Annotated in this window: 14 protein-coding genes and 1 pseudogene; 5 read left to right on the forward strand and 10 right to left on the reverse strand. The window is 32.6% G+C overall.

Features of this window, described 5'->3' with window-relative positions; translation table 11 throughout:
- Positions 1 to 7: 7 nt before the first annotated feature.
- The 3 genes and pseudogenes from OOT12_RS03640 to OOT12_RS03650 form a co-directional block, all read right to left on the reverse strand.
- Positions 8 to 1240 (reverse strand): IS256 family transposase, encoded by a 1233-nt coding sequence (locus OOT12_RS03640; RefSeq protein ID WP_096097236.1) that lies wholly within the window; start codon positions 1238 to 1240, stop codon positions 8 to 10.
- A 56-nt stretch (positions 1241 to 1296) separates the two neighbouring features.
- Positions 1297 to 1635 (reverse strand): annotated as a pseudogene (locus OOT12_RS03645) (transposase); the annotation flags it as partial.
- A gap of 21 nt (positions 1636 to 1656) precedes the next feature.
- Complete coding sequence (locus OOT12_RS03650) at positions 1657 to 2295, reverse strand: hypothetical protein (protein WP_264685164.1); 639 nt, start codon at positions 2293 to 2295, stop codon at positions 1657 to 1659.
- A gap of 173 nt (positions 2296 to 2468) precedes the next feature.
- Here OOT12_RS03650 and OOT12_RS03655 point away from each other — a divergent pair, with 173 nt between their 5' ends.
- On the forward strand, positions 2469 to 3755 hold the full coding sequence (locus OOT12_RS03655; RefSeq protein WP_211908158.1) for a Na+/H+ antiporter NhaC family protein: 1287 nt from the start codon (positions 2469 to 2471) through the stop codon (positions 3753 to 3755).
- A 174-nt stretch (positions 3756 to 3929) separates the two neighbouring features.
- On the opposite strand, the gene prfB is transcribed toward OOT12_RS03655, so the two are convergent.
- A protein-coding gene (prfB, locus tag OOT12_RS03660) for a peptide chain release factor 2 (RefSeq protein WP_250119949.1) occupies positions 3930 to 5031 on the reverse strand; the annotation gives its coding sequence in 2 pieces (ribosomal slippage) (positions 3930 to 4964 and positions 4966 to 5031; 1101 coding nt in all).
- Between the two features lie 154 nt (positions 5032 to 5185).
- Here prfB and mgtE point away from each other — a divergent pair.
- Entirely contained in the window at positions 5186 to 6556 is a 1371-nt protein-coding gene (gene mgtE, locus OOT12_RS03665) for a magnesium transporter (RefSeq protein WP_064085731.1), read from the forward strand.
- A 475-nt stretch (positions 6557 to 7031) separates the two neighbouring features.
- Complete coding sequence (locus tag OOT12_RS03670; protein ID WP_264377255.1) at positions 7032 to 8120, forward strand: hypothetical protein; 1089 nt, start codon at positions 7032 to 7034, stop codon at positions 8118 to 8120.
- Between the two features lie 186 nt (positions 8121 to 8306).
- On the opposite strand, the gene OOT12_RS03675 is transcribed toward OOT12_RS03670, so the two are convergent.
- Complete coding sequence (locus OOT12_RS03675) at positions 8307 to 9266, reverse strand: IS110 family RNA-guided transposase (protein WP_264688607.1); 960 nt, start codon at positions 9264 to 9266, stop codon at positions 8307 to 8309.
- A gap of 227 nt (positions 9267 to 9493) precedes the next feature.
- Here OOT12_RS03675 and OOT12_RS03680 point away from each other — a divergent pair, with 227 nt between their 5' ends.
- Complete coding sequence (locus OOT12_RS03680) at positions 9494 to 9853, forward strand: hypothetical protein (RefSeq protein WP_264376487.1); 360 nt, start codon at positions 9494 to 9496, stop codon at positions 9851 to 9853.
- Between the two features lie 115 nt (positions 9854 to 9968).
- On the opposite strand, the gene nusB is transcribed toward OOT12_RS03680, so the two are convergent.
- The 3 genes from nusB to yidC are packed head-to-tail and all read right to left on the reverse strand — an operon-like array spanning position 9969 to position 12557.
- On the reverse strand, positions 9969 to 10451 hold the full coding sequence (nusB, locus tag OOT12_RS03685) for a transcription antitermination factor NusB (protein WP_264374686.1): 483 nt from the start codon (positions 10449 to 10451) through the stop codon (positions 9969 to 9971).
- Positions 10451 to 10879, reverse strand: coding sequence for a 6,7-dimethyl-8-ribityllumazine synthase (locus OOT12_RS03690; RefSeq protein ID WP_007302797.1), 429 nt, complete (start codon positions 10877 to 10879; stop codon positions 10451 to 10453). The genes nusB and OOT12_RS03690 overlap by 1 nt, the downstream gene beginning before the upstream one ends.
- Positions 10857 to 12557 carry a membrane protein insertase YidC gene (yidC, locus tag OOT12_RS03695; RefSeq protein ID WP_264374685.1) on the reverse strand — a complete coding sequence of 567 codons (1701 nt, stop codon included), beginning with the start codon at positions 12555 to 12557 and terminating at the stop codon, positions 10857 to 10859. The genes OOT12_RS03690 and yidC overlap by 23 nt, the downstream gene beginning before the upstream one ends.
- A gap of 113 nt (positions 12558 to 12670) precedes the next feature.
- On the opposite strand from yidC, the gene OOT12_RS03700 reads away from it, so the two are divergent.
- Positions 12671 to 13195: a TIGR02281 family clan AA aspartic protease gene (locus tag OOT12_RS03700; protein ID WP_010401102.1), complete on the forward strand. Its 525-nt coding sequence runs from the start codon at positions 12671 to 12673 to the stop codon at positions 13193 to 13195.
- Positions 13196 to 13200: 5 nt separating this feature from the next.
- Here OOT12_RS03700 and secF read toward each other — a convergent pair whose 3' ends face one another.
- Both secF and dnaA read right to left on the reverse strand, forming a co-directional pair.
- A complete protein-coding gene (gene secF, locus OOT12_RS03705; protein WP_010401100.1) occupies positions 13201 to 14076 on the reverse strand; it encodes a protein translocase subunit SecF in 876 nt (291 codons plus the stop codon).
- 157 nt (positions 14077 to 14233) lie between these two features.
- Complete coding sequence (dnaA, locus tag OOT12_RS03710) at positions 14234 to 15616, reverse strand: chromosomal replication initiator protein DnaA (RefSeq protein ID WP_012481713.1); 1383 nt, start codon at positions 15614 to 15616, stop codon at positions 14234 to 14236.
- Between the last annotated feature and the right edge of the window lie 301 nt (positions 15617 to 15917).

The following is a 15917-nucleotide window of genomic DNA, read 5'->3' on the forward strand; positions in this document are numbered from 1 at the left end:
CGCATTTTTAGTTCAACTCAATTTTCAATCTATCTGGAAAGAAAATATCAAGTTGAGACATAGTTAAAGCCCAATTAGGGAGAGCCATAATCCACTTTTGCTCTACCTTTTTTATAGCACAATATACCTGTTTGTACAAGGCATTTGTACTAGTAAATGAACCCTTAGTTTTAGTAAATTTCCTGATTTGTCTATGCAACCCCTCAATTGGATTGGTGGTGTAAATCAGCTTCCTAACTTGCCCAGAATACTTAAAATAACTGGATAAGTTTTCCCAATTGTTCTGCCAGGATTTTATAACTAAAGGATACTTCTCTCCCCATTTTTCTTCCAGCTCAAGCAGATAATTCTCAGCGATCTCTTTACTTGAAGCACGATATATTTTTTTCAAATCATTCATGAAAACTTTTACATCTTTGCTAGATACATATTTCAGTGAATTCCTTATCTGATGCACTATACATAGCTGTACTTCTGCCTTAGGAAACACACTATTTATAGCCGCAGGAAAGCTTTTTAGCCCATCAATGCAGGCAATTAGAATATCTTCTACTCCTCGCTCTTTTAGGTCATTTAGAACTCCCAACCAGAAGTTAGCTCCTTCACTTTCAGCCAAATAAAAACCTAATACTTCTTTTCTGCCATTTTGATTTATGCCCAATATATTATACATGCATTTACTTATACAATGTCCGTCCTCCTTGACCTTAAAGAACATGCCATCCATAAACACTATTGGATACACTGATTGCAGTGGGCGGCTGCGCCATTCATTGATTACTGGTAGCAGTTTATCAGTAATACTGGATATCTCTGCTGCTGATATTTTGTGGTCATATATTTCCTCAACATGTGAAGCTATATCTCTGTATCCCATGCCACTGGCATATGTGCTTAAGACCTTTGCTTCAAGTTCTGGATGTAGGCTTGTTTGCCTTTTTTTGACTATTTGCGGTTCAAAGCTTCCTTCTCTGTCTCTTGGTGTTAATAGTTCAAATGAGCCTGAACTTGTACGTAAAGTTTTTGCATTCCTTCCATTTCTTCGGTTATTTTCTTCACTTTTAGCTGACATGTGGCTTTCTATTTCACCTTCCAGACTTGCCTCTAGCAACCTTTTTATAAACGGTGTTAATGCTCCATCTCTTCCTGTCAATGGTCTTCCTTCTCGTATAGATGACAGGATATTTGTTTCTAATTCTTTATAATCTACCAAACCAGTAGTTCTATTTGCTTGACCCATATCAAACCTCCATTTTTTATATCAATTTATTACTTTTTTTTCGGTTTGACACACTTTTTTGAACGTTCCCCTGGATGTAGGCTTGTTTGCCTTTTTTTGACTATTTGCGGTTCAAAGCTTCCTTCTCTGTCTCTTGGTGTTAATAGTTCAAATGAGCCTGAACTTGTACGTAAAGTTTTTGCATTCCTTCCATTTCTTCGGTTATTTTCTTCACTTTTAGCTGACATGTGGCTTTCTATTTCACCTTCCAGACTTGCCTCTAGCAACCTTTTTATAAACGGTGTTAATGCTCCATCTCTTCCTGTCAATGGTCTTCCTTCTCGTATAGATGACAGGATATTTGTTTCTAATTCTTTATAATCTACCAAACCAGTAGTTCTATTTGCTTGACCCATATCAAACCTCCATTTTTTATATCAATTTATTACTTTTTTTTCGGTTTGACACACTTTTTTGAACGTTCCCTTAAAATCAATAGCTAAATATAATAACGTGTATGAAAAGCGTTCATGCAAACAATCTATTTCAAACCAATAATTTATATTAAACTCATTTTCTTCCCACTCTTTATACACATTTCCACTTTCTTTCTTTAGTCTATTTAGTGTTTCTAGTATCTTTTGTGTATCTAGCATCACTGGTACCTTTTCTGAGATCTTTCGTGCATTTAGCACATCCTCTAGCGCCACTGCTTTTGGTTCTTCTGATGTCTCTTGTACACCTAACTTTTTTAGCATTCTTTTTACCATCTGTTGCGCATTTGATACCCTTGACTCCTTTAGTATCTTTTTTGCTTCTTCTTTTGTCTGCGGTACATTTACCACCTTTAGTCTCTTTTTTGATGGCTCTTGTGTCTCTTTTACTCTTGGAATCTTGCTTGATACTTCTAATCCATGCGATATCTCTTCTAACATTCTTGATGTTTCTGCTTGCCCTAGTATCTTTACTTCCTTTAATAGCTCTTTTATTCTTTCAATTACATTGTCTTTACTTAAATTTACCTCTTGATCAATTACACCTAATATTATGTTCCACTGTTCATATGTCATTACCATAGCTTTACCTCATACTACAGAGTATTTTTTGATGCTATATATTATGGTAGAATAGTCAACGCATTTTCCATAGCGTAACTTGAGAGTCTAAAAGGACTGTTATTAACTTACAGAAAACCAAGCTTGCCTGAAACCACTTAATTGATTATAATCATAAGTTTTAAGGCAGTAAAATGACAGCTTTTTTTCCTTTGGTTATTTTTTTAATCTTATACCTTGGAAGTGGTGTCTATTTTTCCTTTATTGGAATTGATAATCCGCTTCGCCAAGTTTCACCGGTAATTTGCCTACTACCGGCGCTATTTTTTGCTGTTGCATGCAGTGCAGGTAAAATTCAACGTAACATCGATACTGTCATCGAGGGTATGGGCGATAAAAACACCCTTACTATGTGTTTAACTTTTCTATTTTCTGGAGCATTTTCTGTGGTGACTCAATCAATTGGTAGTGCAGATACTGTTGCTGATTTAATTCTCAATTTCCTTCCAGCAAGATTACTACTGCCTGGAGTATTTTTGGCTTCCGCTTTTATATCAACTGCAATTGGTACGTCTATGGGAGTTGTTGTATTAATGGTACCAATAGCTGTTAACTTAGCAAAAAGTGGGGCTTTTGGTCTTGAAATAGGAACTGCAACTGTAGTTGGAGGTGCCGTATTTGGTGATAATCTTTCAATGATATCTGACACTACTATTGCATCTGTTTCTTCACAGGGGGCCACGATAAAGGATAAACTTAAAGTGAATTCTAAAGTAGCATTTGTTGCCAGCATTATAACGCTTGTCTATCTGGCAATTATGGCAGATAGTACAAAAATTATTCCTACATCAAATTTAGATTATTTATCAGTAATAAAGATTATTCCTTATATTTCTTTAATAATCATGGGGTTATTTGAAGTTACTACTTTAGTAACAATAACTATAAATATAATTGTTGCTAGTGTATTAGGGATGACTTTTTTTGACTATACTATCATTCAACTCTCTCATGACATATATGACGGTTTCAAAAAAGTAAACGAGATAGTGATATTTGCTCTATTTATTGGCGGATTGAGTCATATAATGTACAAGCAGGGTCAAAAGGCATTACACAAACTTATCGATGAAAGCAATATCACAAAAACTAAAGCTGAATTTGTAATAGCGGGCATAGCATCTATGTTTACTGTTTTAGTTGCTAATAATACCATTGCTATTTTATTAAGTGGCGATATTGCAAAAAGGCTCGCGCAAAAGCATAATATTCCGTCATACCGTAGTGCATACTTGTTAGACATTTTTGCTTGCGTTACAAAAGGCATTTTGCCTTATGGTTCCCAGCTGCTGCTAGCAGGTAGCATTGCTTCTGTCTCACCTATTTCTTTGTTAACACAAGTGTATTACTGCTTTATTTTAGCAGCAGTTACAGTAGGTGAAATAATCATCAATGGCAGACGTTGCGCGGCTACAACTTAATGTACGAAGATTTCTCTTCATATTACATTTTTGTGCCCATAAGAAACGAGTTGCCATTTTCATCAGCTACTTGGATAATAGATATATTCACAAAATTGTTCCATTTTTCTCAATAGGTTTTGGTTTTCTTTTCCCCTTATTAGCAGAGCATAAAACTTAGCTTTTTAATAAATCTCATTTTAACTCCAATACACTAACTATGAAACAATCTATATTGCCATCAAAAACGGAATTTATATTGCCAACTTCATGTCCAGTCCTTAAATCCTTTACCATTTGATATGGATGCATAACATACGATCTGATCTGACTGCCCCAACCTATATCGCATTTCTTGCCATATTCTTCGGCCATTTTCTGTTCTTTTTTTTCCAATTCAATTTGATATAAACGTCCTTTAAGTAGTTTAAGTGCTTCATCTTTATTTTTATGTTGAGAACGACCATTTTGGCATTGAGCTACAACGCCTGTTGGAATATGCGTAATACGTACCGCGCTTTCAGTCTTATTTACATGCTGACCACCTGCTCCAGAAGCACGGTAAGTGTCGATCTTTAAATCCTTTTCATCCACAACAATATCTATTGAATCTTCAATCACTGGAGTTACTCCTACACTTGCAAAACTGGTATGACGTTTACCATTTGCATCAAATGGTGATATTCTAACCAATCTATGAACTCCACTTTCGCTTTTTGCCCACCCGTAAGCTTTTTCTCCGATGATCTTTATTGTTGTAGATTTTATACCAACTGCATCACCATCTAATTTTTCTACAACTTCAACTTTAAAATTGTGATAAATTTCTGCCCATCTTGTATACATGCGCATGAGCATCTCAGTCCAATCATTGCTCTCTGTTCCACCAGCTCCTGAGTGGATTTCTAAAAAGCAGTTATTGTTATCTGCTTCACCAGTAAATAAGGATTCTGTCTCTTTAAGTTTGATTAATTTCTCTAGCTTTACTAACTCACCTTTAACTTCAGAAAAAAATTCTTCATCATTCTCATCAATAGCAGATTTCATCAAGCTGATAGCATCGTTGTAATCGCTTTCTAGCTTTGAAAACGATTCTATGTCATGCTTAATTTTAGAGCGTTCTTTTAAAATTTCTTGTGCTTTTTGATTGTCTTGCCACAGATTATCATTCAACGCTTGAGAATCCAGCTCTTCAAGACGCAACTTCAATTTTTCTATGTCAAAGACACCTCCTGATAAGAGAAATACTTTTATTTAAGCCTTGAAAGTATTCAAGGATTTCTGGATGGGTTTTCATTATACTTTAGACTTTAATATATTTATTATCACTAACAATAACAGCAAACAAAATAGAAATTTAACCATATAATAGTTAATTCAAAATAATTTTATTATACTTGAATGTTCAATAAAATCAAGTGTGTATATTTATTAAAAAATAAGGTAAAGTAATGAATATTAAAACAAGTTCTCATTATGGTTTAGACAAAAAGGCTATTGATGATTTAATAGAGTCTCTCGATAATCAAGAATTAGAGAATGTTCGTAATATTGTAAAAACGATAGATAGCGTTCAGTTAGCTTATTTTTTATCTACTTCGATCAGTGATCACAGGGAGAAATTAGTTAATATCCTCGATCAACATTTGTTAAGTGATGCCTTAGTACATGTAGTACCAGATTTACAAGTAGAGATCATAGAAATATTGGGAATAGAAAATACAGCAAAGTTACTAATGCTTCTTGATATAGAAGACATAGTAGCCATAGTGAAAGATTTAGATAGAAAGTCTATAGAAAATATACTGAACTACTTACCCAATGCAACTCAAAAATTAGTAGAGGAATTGTTATCATACCCAGAAGAAAGTGCAGGAAGGTTGATACATAAAAATATGGTTATAGCTCCATATTATTGGACGATAAATCAGCTAATGGAATTCTTACGCAACTATAAAAAAATACCAGAAACATTTTATCAAATTTTCATCATTAACTCAAAATTAGAACCCATAGGCATTTTCAACTTAAATAAGGTAATATCTCACTCAGGAGAAACAATAATAAAAGAGATAATGAGTCAAGATATAAAAATAATTAAAACTGGAATGGACCAAGAAGAAGTAGCAAGAATATTTAAAGATTACGCTCTATTATCAGCTCCAGTAGTAAATAAGAATGGTAAAATTATAGGTGTAATCCTTATTGAAGATGTAATCAAAATTGTTCAACAAGAAGCAGAAGAGGATGTGCTTAAAATAAGCGGTGTATCATCTAAATCTGATATAAATGCCCCTATACATAAAACTATAATTAAAAGACTACCTTGGTTACTGTTTAACCTCTTAGCTGCAACAATATGTTCTATAGTAGTTGGCTTTTTCGATAACGTAATACAAAGTTTTATAGTACTGCCAATAATTATGCCAATCATTGCATCGATGAGCGGAAATGCAGGATCCCAAACAGTAACACTAACTATCCGGGCAATCGCAACAAAATATCTAACTGAGCAAAATGCAAAAAGAATACTGATGAAAGAATTTTTAATAGGTCTTATAAACGGGGTGATCTTATCTACTATTTCATTAGTAGTGTTAGCAATAAGGTTTCACAATGTCAAAGTGGAGATGATTTTTGTGGTCTCCATGATTATGATGTCAATTATTGCAACGTTCATCGGAACTTTCATTCCTATAATGCTTCATCGTTTAAGATCCGATCCTGCTGTTTCGTCTTCAATTCTAACATCAGCAACAACTGATATTCTCTCAGCTCTTATATTTTTTGGTCTAGCCACGATCTTTTTATTAAATAGCTGAATCTTGCTATATAAAAATTGCTTTACAAGCTTTAACTGCCACGTTATCATTACTCACAGGTGCATTGAAGAAGAAAATAAGAGTCGATAAAGAAATAAAAGTACATGAAACTGAGCTGCTTTAGTTTTAAAATAAAATGCTAGAATATGCAAAAAAGTCCTTGCTCTGCTAAATCTTTTTAGCTATAGTACAATTTAATGTAATCAATATGTGGGGTATGGTGTTAGATGCACTGTATTATGTATGTCATTCGGAAAGCAATACTAGCTTTTTTAGGCATATATCTAGTTTAGTAAGAAATAAAAAGAAAAACACACTGTTACTCAGCAATTAAAGTTACTTAGGGTTACTATAAACTTTCTACAGTAAATTGCTTTGGTACAACTGCATAAGAATCAAATGTTGAAACCAATCTTCAGAAAAGAGGTTTACGACAAAACAATCAAAATATGAATGTTAAAATATAGGGGGCTTTATGTTAGGTAAAGAAAATACAAAGGGACAAGTAATAGATAATCAAATGGATTATGTAGATGATGAGTCAACAATAGGAGCAAAAGGAGGTCTTAATCATGAAGATAGATCATCTAGTGAAGAACTTCAGCGTGGACGAAGTCAAGAGAGCCCTAGAGTAACAAGATCTTCATCTATAGGCAGCAGTAGTACATCGACTGATGATGAAGAAATGTTTAGCTGTATAAGCATTACAAGTGATGAAATAGTGAAAAAAGCAACTTTTTTTGTTAAGACTTTTGTTAAAGAATTCGAGGAAAAATTATCTAAATATTTTGAGGAGGCAGAACCAGATTCAAATATACAAAAAATAAGCAAAGCTTCAGCCAGCTTTAGTTCTTTTTTGAATAATACTATTCCAGCAAGTCCACTAAAATTATTTAGTGTTAAAGTTAATGAGAGTATCAATCATTGTGTTACAGGAAAACGGCATAAGAAAGGAGCGAAAAATATTTTTACAATAACTACGCCTTGCTACAAAGCTGAAATGAGAGAGATTTTAGTAAAAGCTGGCTTAGAAATTTTTCACAGGTTTGAGGTACCATTCATAAAAGTTGTAGATATCAATCCCTCTTTTTATCATAGGAAAGTTAAGAAGTTAGCAATAGATGCTGTACATAGAACAATGAATTACCTTTTAACTTCTGAGGAACAAGACTTTTCTGTTGATCTTATAACACAAGGTGTTGTTCTAGGTAAGTCAAAAAAGAAAGGATATTTTACGCGTCCTGGATATGAAGTAAAAGATGAGCAAAGTGGTGAAAGTTTAGTAACCTCAGAATTGTATGAATGGGTAGGAATAAAGAAAAAAGAAGAAGATGAAACTGTTAATTATTATCAATATAATTCTGAGGAACATAATCTAGAGGAATATAACTGTGCTGAAAAATACGGCTATCGGCTTCCCTTTGAATGGGAGTTAAGAAAGTGGGAGGAGGTAAAACAAAAGTATGTATCTAGTGAAGTACCCATAGAAAGATATGTGTATATTTTAAATGATGAAAAAAAAGAAGAATTAGCTCGTTTTATATTAAAGGAGCAGTTGTGTTAAAAGTCAATAGAAAAATACTAAAAATAAATTTTTACTTAGTGGACTATAAAGCCAAAGATGCTTTTAACACATTTTACGTAATTTAAGTTGTAGTATTTGATTTGAATTCTTTTAAGAAGTGTGGATGTGGATAAGTGCTTTCAGTCTGTGTAAGCGCACTTATCCACAACTACACTAATTTTCAATCTAAGCAGCTTTAGGGCTATATTCCTCAGTAAAAACCCTGCCATCTCTGATTAAAGAGTTAGCAAGGATAAGTAATTTTCTCATGGCAGCAGTAGAAGCAACTTTATATGGTTTTTTGTATTGATCGTATAGCCTATCAAAGAAGATTCTTATATAAGAATTGTACTTTTGTGCACTAAGAACACACATATGTAAAACTGTTCTAATCTGTGATCTACCACCTTGAATACATCTTTTTCCTTTACTAAAACCACTATCTCGATTAAAAGGTGCAACTCCAGAAAGGCTAGATATTTCTTTATGTCGGAGAGTTCCTAATTCTGGTAGATAACAGATCATAGTAATAGCTAAGATTCTACCTGCTCCTGGCATACTAGTTATTGATATGTATTTTTCTTTAAGCTCTTGACTTTGCTCAATCAATGTTATCATCTCGTCTTCTAAAACTTGAATTTGACTTTGCAAAATGGCAAGTAGTTCTTCCATTTGTTTGATTATGGATATATCAGTTACTTGATGAGCTTGAGTTTTTTGTATTTTTGCCATTTCCACTAATTGATTTCTGCGAGATAACTTTTGCTTCAAACTGTCAATATTACTAACCTTTAAAGGAGTAACACGCATATCTGTATTATTGATATAACGTGAGATGATGCTGCAGTCTATTTTATCAGTTTTAGTAGCGATACCAAGGCTTTTTGCATAATCTCTAACCCATCTAGGTTGAATAACATATACTTCGAAACCATGGCTTAGTAAAGTATAAGCACATAATTTTTCGTACCCACCAGTTGCTTCAAGTCCAACTTTGGTTACATTATGCAAACGTAAAAAGTCGAGTATTTGATCAATAGCTTGAACGTCATTTTCAAATACTTTATAATGTCCAAGTGGATGAATGTGGATATCTAGCTTATTTTTGCTAACATCAATGCCAGCAATGATATTTGATGAATTCATAATTCCTCCGTAAGAATAATATAATACTGCATTTTCCACCCTTATATACGAGCCTAAAAACTCAATCAGTTGTTCGGAACTATTCAGTATATAAACAGAGAAGAGAACCTTGCTCCAATACGGTCCCTTATGACCAAGATCTATGACGGTTCCTCTTCTCTATACATCTTTATATTACTACTTCTTAATACTTATAAAGACTTGTTTTTAACATATAAGATCTATTTGTGAAAGTAAAAGATGAAGATTTTGAGTATATCAAAAAACACAACCGAAATAAGAATCCAGATGGCAGTATTATCACCAATGAGTATCTTATATATTTTAGCTTAGAAAGTAAAAGTTACTACATTACTGCTACAAGTAAGGAAATGAATAACAATGATGGATTATTAAAGATAAATTCATTAGGAAGAAAAAATGATAAAGGTGAGTATGAATTAATACATGAAGAAAAGTCAAAAACGTTAGGTTTTAGCACTGAAGAAAATGATCCTAAAGAACTCATCATTAGACTTGTGCCAAGCTCAATTGTTAAATCACCAGAAGCTGAACAACAAAAGAAAGATAGATCATTACCCAGCTAAGTATAAAAGGGGTAGACTAAATAAGTCTGCCCTTCATTTTTTAGTGTTAGGTTACTTAAACTTATTGTAGAAACTATCTCAAAAAATAGATATTCACATACTTATAAGAAATTTGCTAAGGATTTTTATTTAGTCTGACTGCATCCTTTACCTTATCCAATAACCCATTAATAAAACCAATTTCGCTTGGTTTATCAAGTAAATCAGATGCAATATTAGTATACTCATTGATAACAACTGGAACTGGTGTATCGCAATTAATCAACTCACATACTGCAATACGCAAAATAGATAAGCTTATAAGATTTAATCGTGAAAGTGACCAGCTTGGGTGTAAATAAGACTCTATTATTTTATCATATTCTTCACTGCTTTTTATAACCTTACATAACAAGTTTTCTAAGAATTGATGTTCAAATTCTTCACATTCAAATATATCTTTCAACGTACTTATGTAGTCCTTAAGCTCACAATTTTCCAATTTAAAAGTGCTTTTGTTGTAACTTACAAAAATATTTGAATAAGCAATTTGTACAGCAAGAAATCTTGCCGTACTTCTTTTTATGCGCCACTTTTTATCTACTGGTTTTTCCTCCATTATTTTAATTTATTGTGTAGATCTATCATATGCAAAACAGTTGAGGCTGCATGGCCACCAACGTTCTTTTTATTTTTGTCAGCTCTAATTAGTGCTTTATCTTTACTATCTGCTGTGATTATTCCCATACCAAGAGGTATTGCATGATGCATAACAATTGCATTTAAGCCTTCGATTACTCCTTTACAAACGTATTTATAATGATCAGTTTCACCACGAATTACACATCCAAGAGCTAAATAACCATCATAATTAGTATTCTTGCCTTTGACCGCAAAAAGAATTGCAGCTGGTATCTCAAACGTACCAGGCGCTTTAATTATCTCGTAACCAATATTATTTCCTTTGAATTTATCAGTTGCACCCTCAAGCAAAAGGTTTGCTATTTCAGTATAATAAACTGAATTAACTATTAGTATTTTCGACATTCATTCCTACTTTTCTTGTTAAAAGCAACTTTATTAATGATTGTTGAACCAGAGTTATAATATTACTAAATATCCAATATATTACCAGGCCGGCAGGAAAAGAAGAAAAAATAAAGACAGAAATGTAAGGTAAAAACTTCATAACATTTACTTGAATATCATCTTTACTTTTCTCACTTAGCTTCTGCTGAATTATCATGGTAGCGCCGAAAATTATAGGTAAAATGCCTATAGAAATAGGAAAGTTATAATTAAACAACCCAAATAATGTAAAAATGTTTGTTGGATCAGAAGCTGAAAGATCCTTAATCCATAAATAAAAAGGGGCGTGTCTCATCTCTATAGTAACAAATAATACTTTATACAGAGCAAAAAATACTGGTATTTGTATGAGCATAGGGAAAATGCTCGACATTGGATTTACATTGTTTCTCTTGAACAACGCTATTGTCTCTTTATGCTGCTTTAAGCTGTCACTTTTATACAACTCTTTTATACGAGTTAATTCAGGCTGAAGGCTTTTTACCTTAAACATTGAAATATATGATCTATTAGACAAGGGAAGCATCAAAAGTTTGATTACTAAAGTTAGCAATAATATTGCTAAGCCAAAATTTTTCAAAACAAAGTTAAAATATTCAAGCAGTAAAAACACTGGCTTGGTTATAAAATAAAGTACACCAAAATCTACAGCCTTATCAAATAAAGGTATATTAAGAGTGTCTTTATAAGAATCAAGTAAATTCAATTTCTTTGCCCCAGCAAAAAAGTAGTTCAGAGTAGAAACACTTGCACCAGGGAGTATGTGTTTGTAAGGTTTAACAAAATCTACTTGAAACTTATCAACGTTATTAACATTCGTATGCTTAATACTTACATTTATTTGATCAGATTTCTCAGGTATGATGGCTGTAAGCCAGTATTTATCAGCAAAACCAAACCAATTTTTTTCACTCGTGCTTGCCTTTATTAAACGCTTCTTAGAAATATCCTTATATGTCCACTCCTCTAGCTTATTGTTAAATGCACCTAGTACTCCTTCATGTGATATCCAATAGGATTCGTTAATATTATCACGTTTACGATTGATTTTACCATAGGGAACCAAAACTACATTATCTTTTGTATTGTTTTCAATAATTTGCTCAACTTTAAACATGTAGTTATCGTCAAGGCTAATTTTCATTCTAAATAAAATGCCATTTTCATTATCCCAAAATAAATTGACCTCTTTTTGATTGAGTTTATCTGCTTGCCATACTGTTTTAGAATCTGGAACTTTAATCTTTTCATTCGGATCGAGCCACCCAAATTCTGCGAAATATACATCTTTTGATTCTGCAGGTGACAGTAACACCACTTGTGGAGAAGAAGAACTCGGTTCTAAGTGGTAGTTAGTTAAGATTAAGTCATCAAACCTTGCACCTTTTAGAGAAATTGATCCTTCAAGCATGTTATTGGTTAAATTAACTCTCTGTTCTCTAGTAGAATTAATAATTTCAGAACGATTTTGGTATATCATAGGAGCAAGGTCGTTAGAAGATTCGATATGTTCAATATTTTCAATCGATGGTTGGCTTTGACTCGTGTTAAGAAAATTATCATAAATAATATGCCATAATACTATAATCAATATAGAAAGAATTGTTGCTAAAATTAAATTTTTTGCTTCTGACATGAAATTAAATCGAACATACCTCCTTAAAGTATATATTAAATATTGTACTAAAACAATAAAGTTTACTTGTTTTTAATAATAGCTTTTAACGCTAATCTTAAAAATCTACTCTTATGGCTTCAAATTTTAATAATATGAATGCAGCAAAAAATCTAGTTATTTGGCTACTGATAATAGTCATTACTGCAATGTTTATTGATTCACAAGGGGATAAACTAAGCAATAGGTTTCTGAGCACTTTTCTACCGTACAAAGGAAGGGTTCAAAATGGCGGAAGTATTGAATTTACAAAGTCATACGATGGACACTTTTATATTCAAGCTCAAGTCAATGATCGTAATATAACGTTTTTGCTTGATACCGGAGCAACTGATATTGTTCTATCGCAAAAAGATGCGTTACATGCTGGTATTAACTTACAAAACATTCAAGACTTTAAAATATATGAAACTGCAAAAGGTCAAATAAAAGCTGGAGTGGTTCAAATACCTCAAGTTAAAATAGGAAATTTTTTAATTAATGATGTGCACGCTAGTGTTAATACTCACTCTATGTCCCATTCATTACTTGGTATGAGCTTTTTGAGATATTTTCATTTCACTATTAGGGATAACAAGCTAATATTATATCGTAGTTAAACGTTCTATACTCTACTTATCAACGCTCTGCAGGTCAATATAGGAGCAGAGATAAATATTGCGGAACAGGTGCCGATTGCAATGCCAAAAGAAATGATTAAGCAGAAGTCTCTGACCACACCTGTACAAATCAGCACTAAAGGAAGAGCGGCAAGAAGAGTAGTACCTGAAGTTAACATAGTGCGAAATAGCGTCGAATTAATGCTGGCATCAACTACTTCACCTATTTTTGCATTTTTTCCACTTTTTTGATACTCTCGAATCCGATCATATATAACCACTGAGTTATTGATTGAGTAGCCAATTACGGTAAGGAGAGCTGCAACTGATGAAATATTAAACTCAATACTCGTTAAACTGATAAAGCCAAGAGTTAAAATCACATCATGGATCAGTGCCATTATTCCACCAAGTCCACACTGCCAGTTAAATCTAAGCCAAACATAAAAAAATATTCCAATAATTGCAATTAACATGGCTGATATCCCTTCAAATATCTGCGTTGAGCCTATTTGTGGACCAACATAATCTATTTTGCGATAAGTTACTAAATTACCTAATTTGCTCTCTAATATACTTTTAACCTTTTTAATTTTATCTTCATCTCCCTCATCTTTAAACCGCACAACTAAGTTATCACCAGCTTTTGAACTCTGTATCGTAAATCCACTCTCTTTTAATATACCGAGAATAGCATCATCCTTGCTTGAAGATTTTATCTCTATCAAAATTCCACCTGTAAAGTCTATACCCAAATTCATTCCTCGCAGCATAAAAGTAAGCATTGAAAAAATGATAAGAATAACGCTAACAAGTGCTGTCAAATTTCTATATTTACTAAATTTTATATCAAGATTATCTGGAATAAGTCTAATTGCCATATTTACTACTTAAATTGTGATTTTATATACTTTTTAAGCAATCGACTAGCTATTTTCTCTTAGCTTATACTAATAATGATCTTTGATTTACTTAATCTACTTGAAAAAGATATTTGATCAAAAAAATGAAAACAGCCTGGTTGTCATTAATAAAGTGCTACTTAAACATCTTTTTTAATCGATTGATTTCATCAGCAAATTTTGGGTCAGTTCTTATGAAATTTTCCACTTGTTTGACTGCGTGTATAACAGTAGCATGATCTCTACCACCAAAATTTCTTCCAATATCTGGTAAACTTTTTTGCGTAAACTTCTTTGCGAAATACATAGCTATTTGTCTCGGCCTCGCAAGACTGCGGAGCCTTCTATTAGATTGCATATCTGCAATCTTTATATTGAAAAATTCAGCTATTTTTTTCTGTATTTCTTCTATTGTGATTGACCTATGATTTGACCTAAGAAGATCAATTAGGGTCTCACTAGCTGATTCTACTGTCATGCTTCTTCCAATTAAAGAGGTATGAGCAACCTTATTTAATGCTCCTTCTAGTTCTCTTATATTGGATTTTATATTCCTTGCCAAAAATTCTAGGACATCCTTTGGAACATACATATTCATTCGTTCCACTTTCGCCTGCAATATACCAAGTCTTAATTCAAAAGTTGTTTCATTAATATCTGCAACTAATCCCCAACCAAGTCGTGATTTTATTCTTTCTTCTACTCCATCAAGATCACTAGGAGACCTATCAGCTGATATAACCAATTGTTTATTTTGGTCTATCAATGCATTGAAAGTGTGAAAAAATTCTTCTTGTGTACTATCTTTACCACTGATAAATTGCACATCATCTACCATCAATACATCTACTGATCTAAATTGCTCTTTAAATAACATAATATCTTTGCTCCGCAGCGCCGTAATATATTGATACATAAATTTCTCTGCTGATAAATATACCACTTTTCTTTTTGCTGACGGAGAATTGACTATGTCCCAAGCTATAGCATGCATTAAATGTGTTTTACCAAGTCCCACTCCACCATATAGAAATAAAGGGTTGCTTCCTGATATTGGATCTATAGATTCCGCTACACGCTTTGCCGCTGTAAATGCTAACTCATTTGACTTTCCTACCACAAAATTATCAAAAGTGAATCTGGTATCTAGTGGTGAACCAAGATTATGATTATTTTCCTCTCTATTTTTTAGTATCGTATTAGAATTTGAATTTCTTTCTTCAATTAATTGAATATCAATAGAACATACACTTTGATCTTCGCTTTGCCATAATGACAATATTTTTTCCATGTAGTGAACTGTAATCCACTCCTTTATAAATCTTGTTGGTACAGACAACAAAACTTCTCCATTTCTGTTGCTGATAAATCTTAGTGAACTCAGCCAGCTGTTATATGTTGCTTCTCCATAGAGATTATGGAGATAATTTTGGATTTTTTCCCAAGTAACATTGTGGTCCGTTACTGTAATAATCTGATCAAAAAACATAGTAGAAACCTTAGGGTTAGTTAAGTTCATATACCACACCAAGAAAGAACAATAATCAGAAAGATGCAAGATAATCAATAGCTTACTGTAAGATAAAAAGCTAACACTACTTAATACATATCTAAAATTATGAGGATTTTTTGACGAGTTGTAAAGAGTATAAAAGCACTAAAATTGATCATTTTTTTGAAATAAAAACAATCAATTTGTAAATGTCGCTTGTACCGAGGATTAGAAGTATGTTATTAAAAAATAGTAATATATTATGTATAAATAAGATATTAAATTTACTGATAAATAAGTAAAGTACTTGTATAAATATAGCTGATTT

Origin of the sequence: Wolbachia endosymbiont (group B) of Parapoynx stratiotata (assembly GCF_947250635.1) — a bacterium.
Classification (GTDB): domain Bacteria; phylum Pseudomonadota; class Alphaproteobacteria; order Rickettsiales; family Anaplasmataceae; genus Wolbachia.

Excerpts from the sequence above, each read along its gene's own strand:
- OOT12_RS03640 (WP_096097236.1), bottom strand. The coding sequence starts at position 1,240 with ATGGGTCAAGCAAATAGAACTACTGGTTTGGTAGATTATAAAGAATTA.
- OOT12_RS03670 (WP_264377255.1), top strand. The coding sequence starts at position 7,032 with ATGTTAGGTAAAGAAAATACAAAGGGACAAGTAATAGATAATCAAATG.
- dnaA (WP_012481713.1), bottom strand. The coding sequence starts at position 15,616 with ATGAACTTAACTAACCCTAAGGTTTCTACTATGTTTTTTGATCAGATT.
- yidC (WP_264374685.1), bottom strand. The coding sequence starts at position 12,557 with ATGTCAGAAGCAAAAAATTTAATTTTAGCAACAATTCTTTCTATATTG.
- OOT12_RS03650 (WP_264685164.1), bottom strand. The coding sequence starts at position 2,295 with ATGGTAATGACATATGAACAGTGGAACATAATATTAGGTGTAATTGAT.
- mgtE (WP_064085731.1), top strand. The coding sequence starts at position 5,186 with ATGAATATTAAAACAAGTTCTCATTATGGTTTAGACAAAAAGGCTATT.
- OOT12_RS03700 (WP_010401102.1), top strand. The coding sequence starts at position 12,671 with ATGGCTTCAAATTTTAATAATATGAATGCAGCAAAAAATCTAGTTATT.
- secF (WP_010401100.1), bottom strand. The coding sequence starts at position 14,076 with ATGGCAATTAGACTTATTCCAGATAATCTTGATATAAAATTTAGTAAA.
- nusB (WP_264374686.1), bottom strand. The coding sequence starts at position 10,451 with ATGGAGGAAAAACCAGTAGATAAAAAGTGGCGCATAAAAAGAAGTACG.
- OOT12_RS03655 (WP_211908158.1), top strand. The coding sequence starts at position 2,469 with ATGACAGCTTTTTTTCCTTTGGTTATTTTTTTAATCTTATACCTTGGA.
- OOT12_RS03690 (WP_007302797.1), bottom strand. The coding sequence starts at position 10,879 with ATGTCGAAAATACTAATAGTTAATTCAGTTTATTATACTGAAATAGCA.
- OOT12_RS03675 (WP_264688607.1), bottom strand. The coding sequence starts at position 9,266 with ATGAATTCATCAAATATCATTGCTGGCATTGATGTTAGCAAAAATAAG.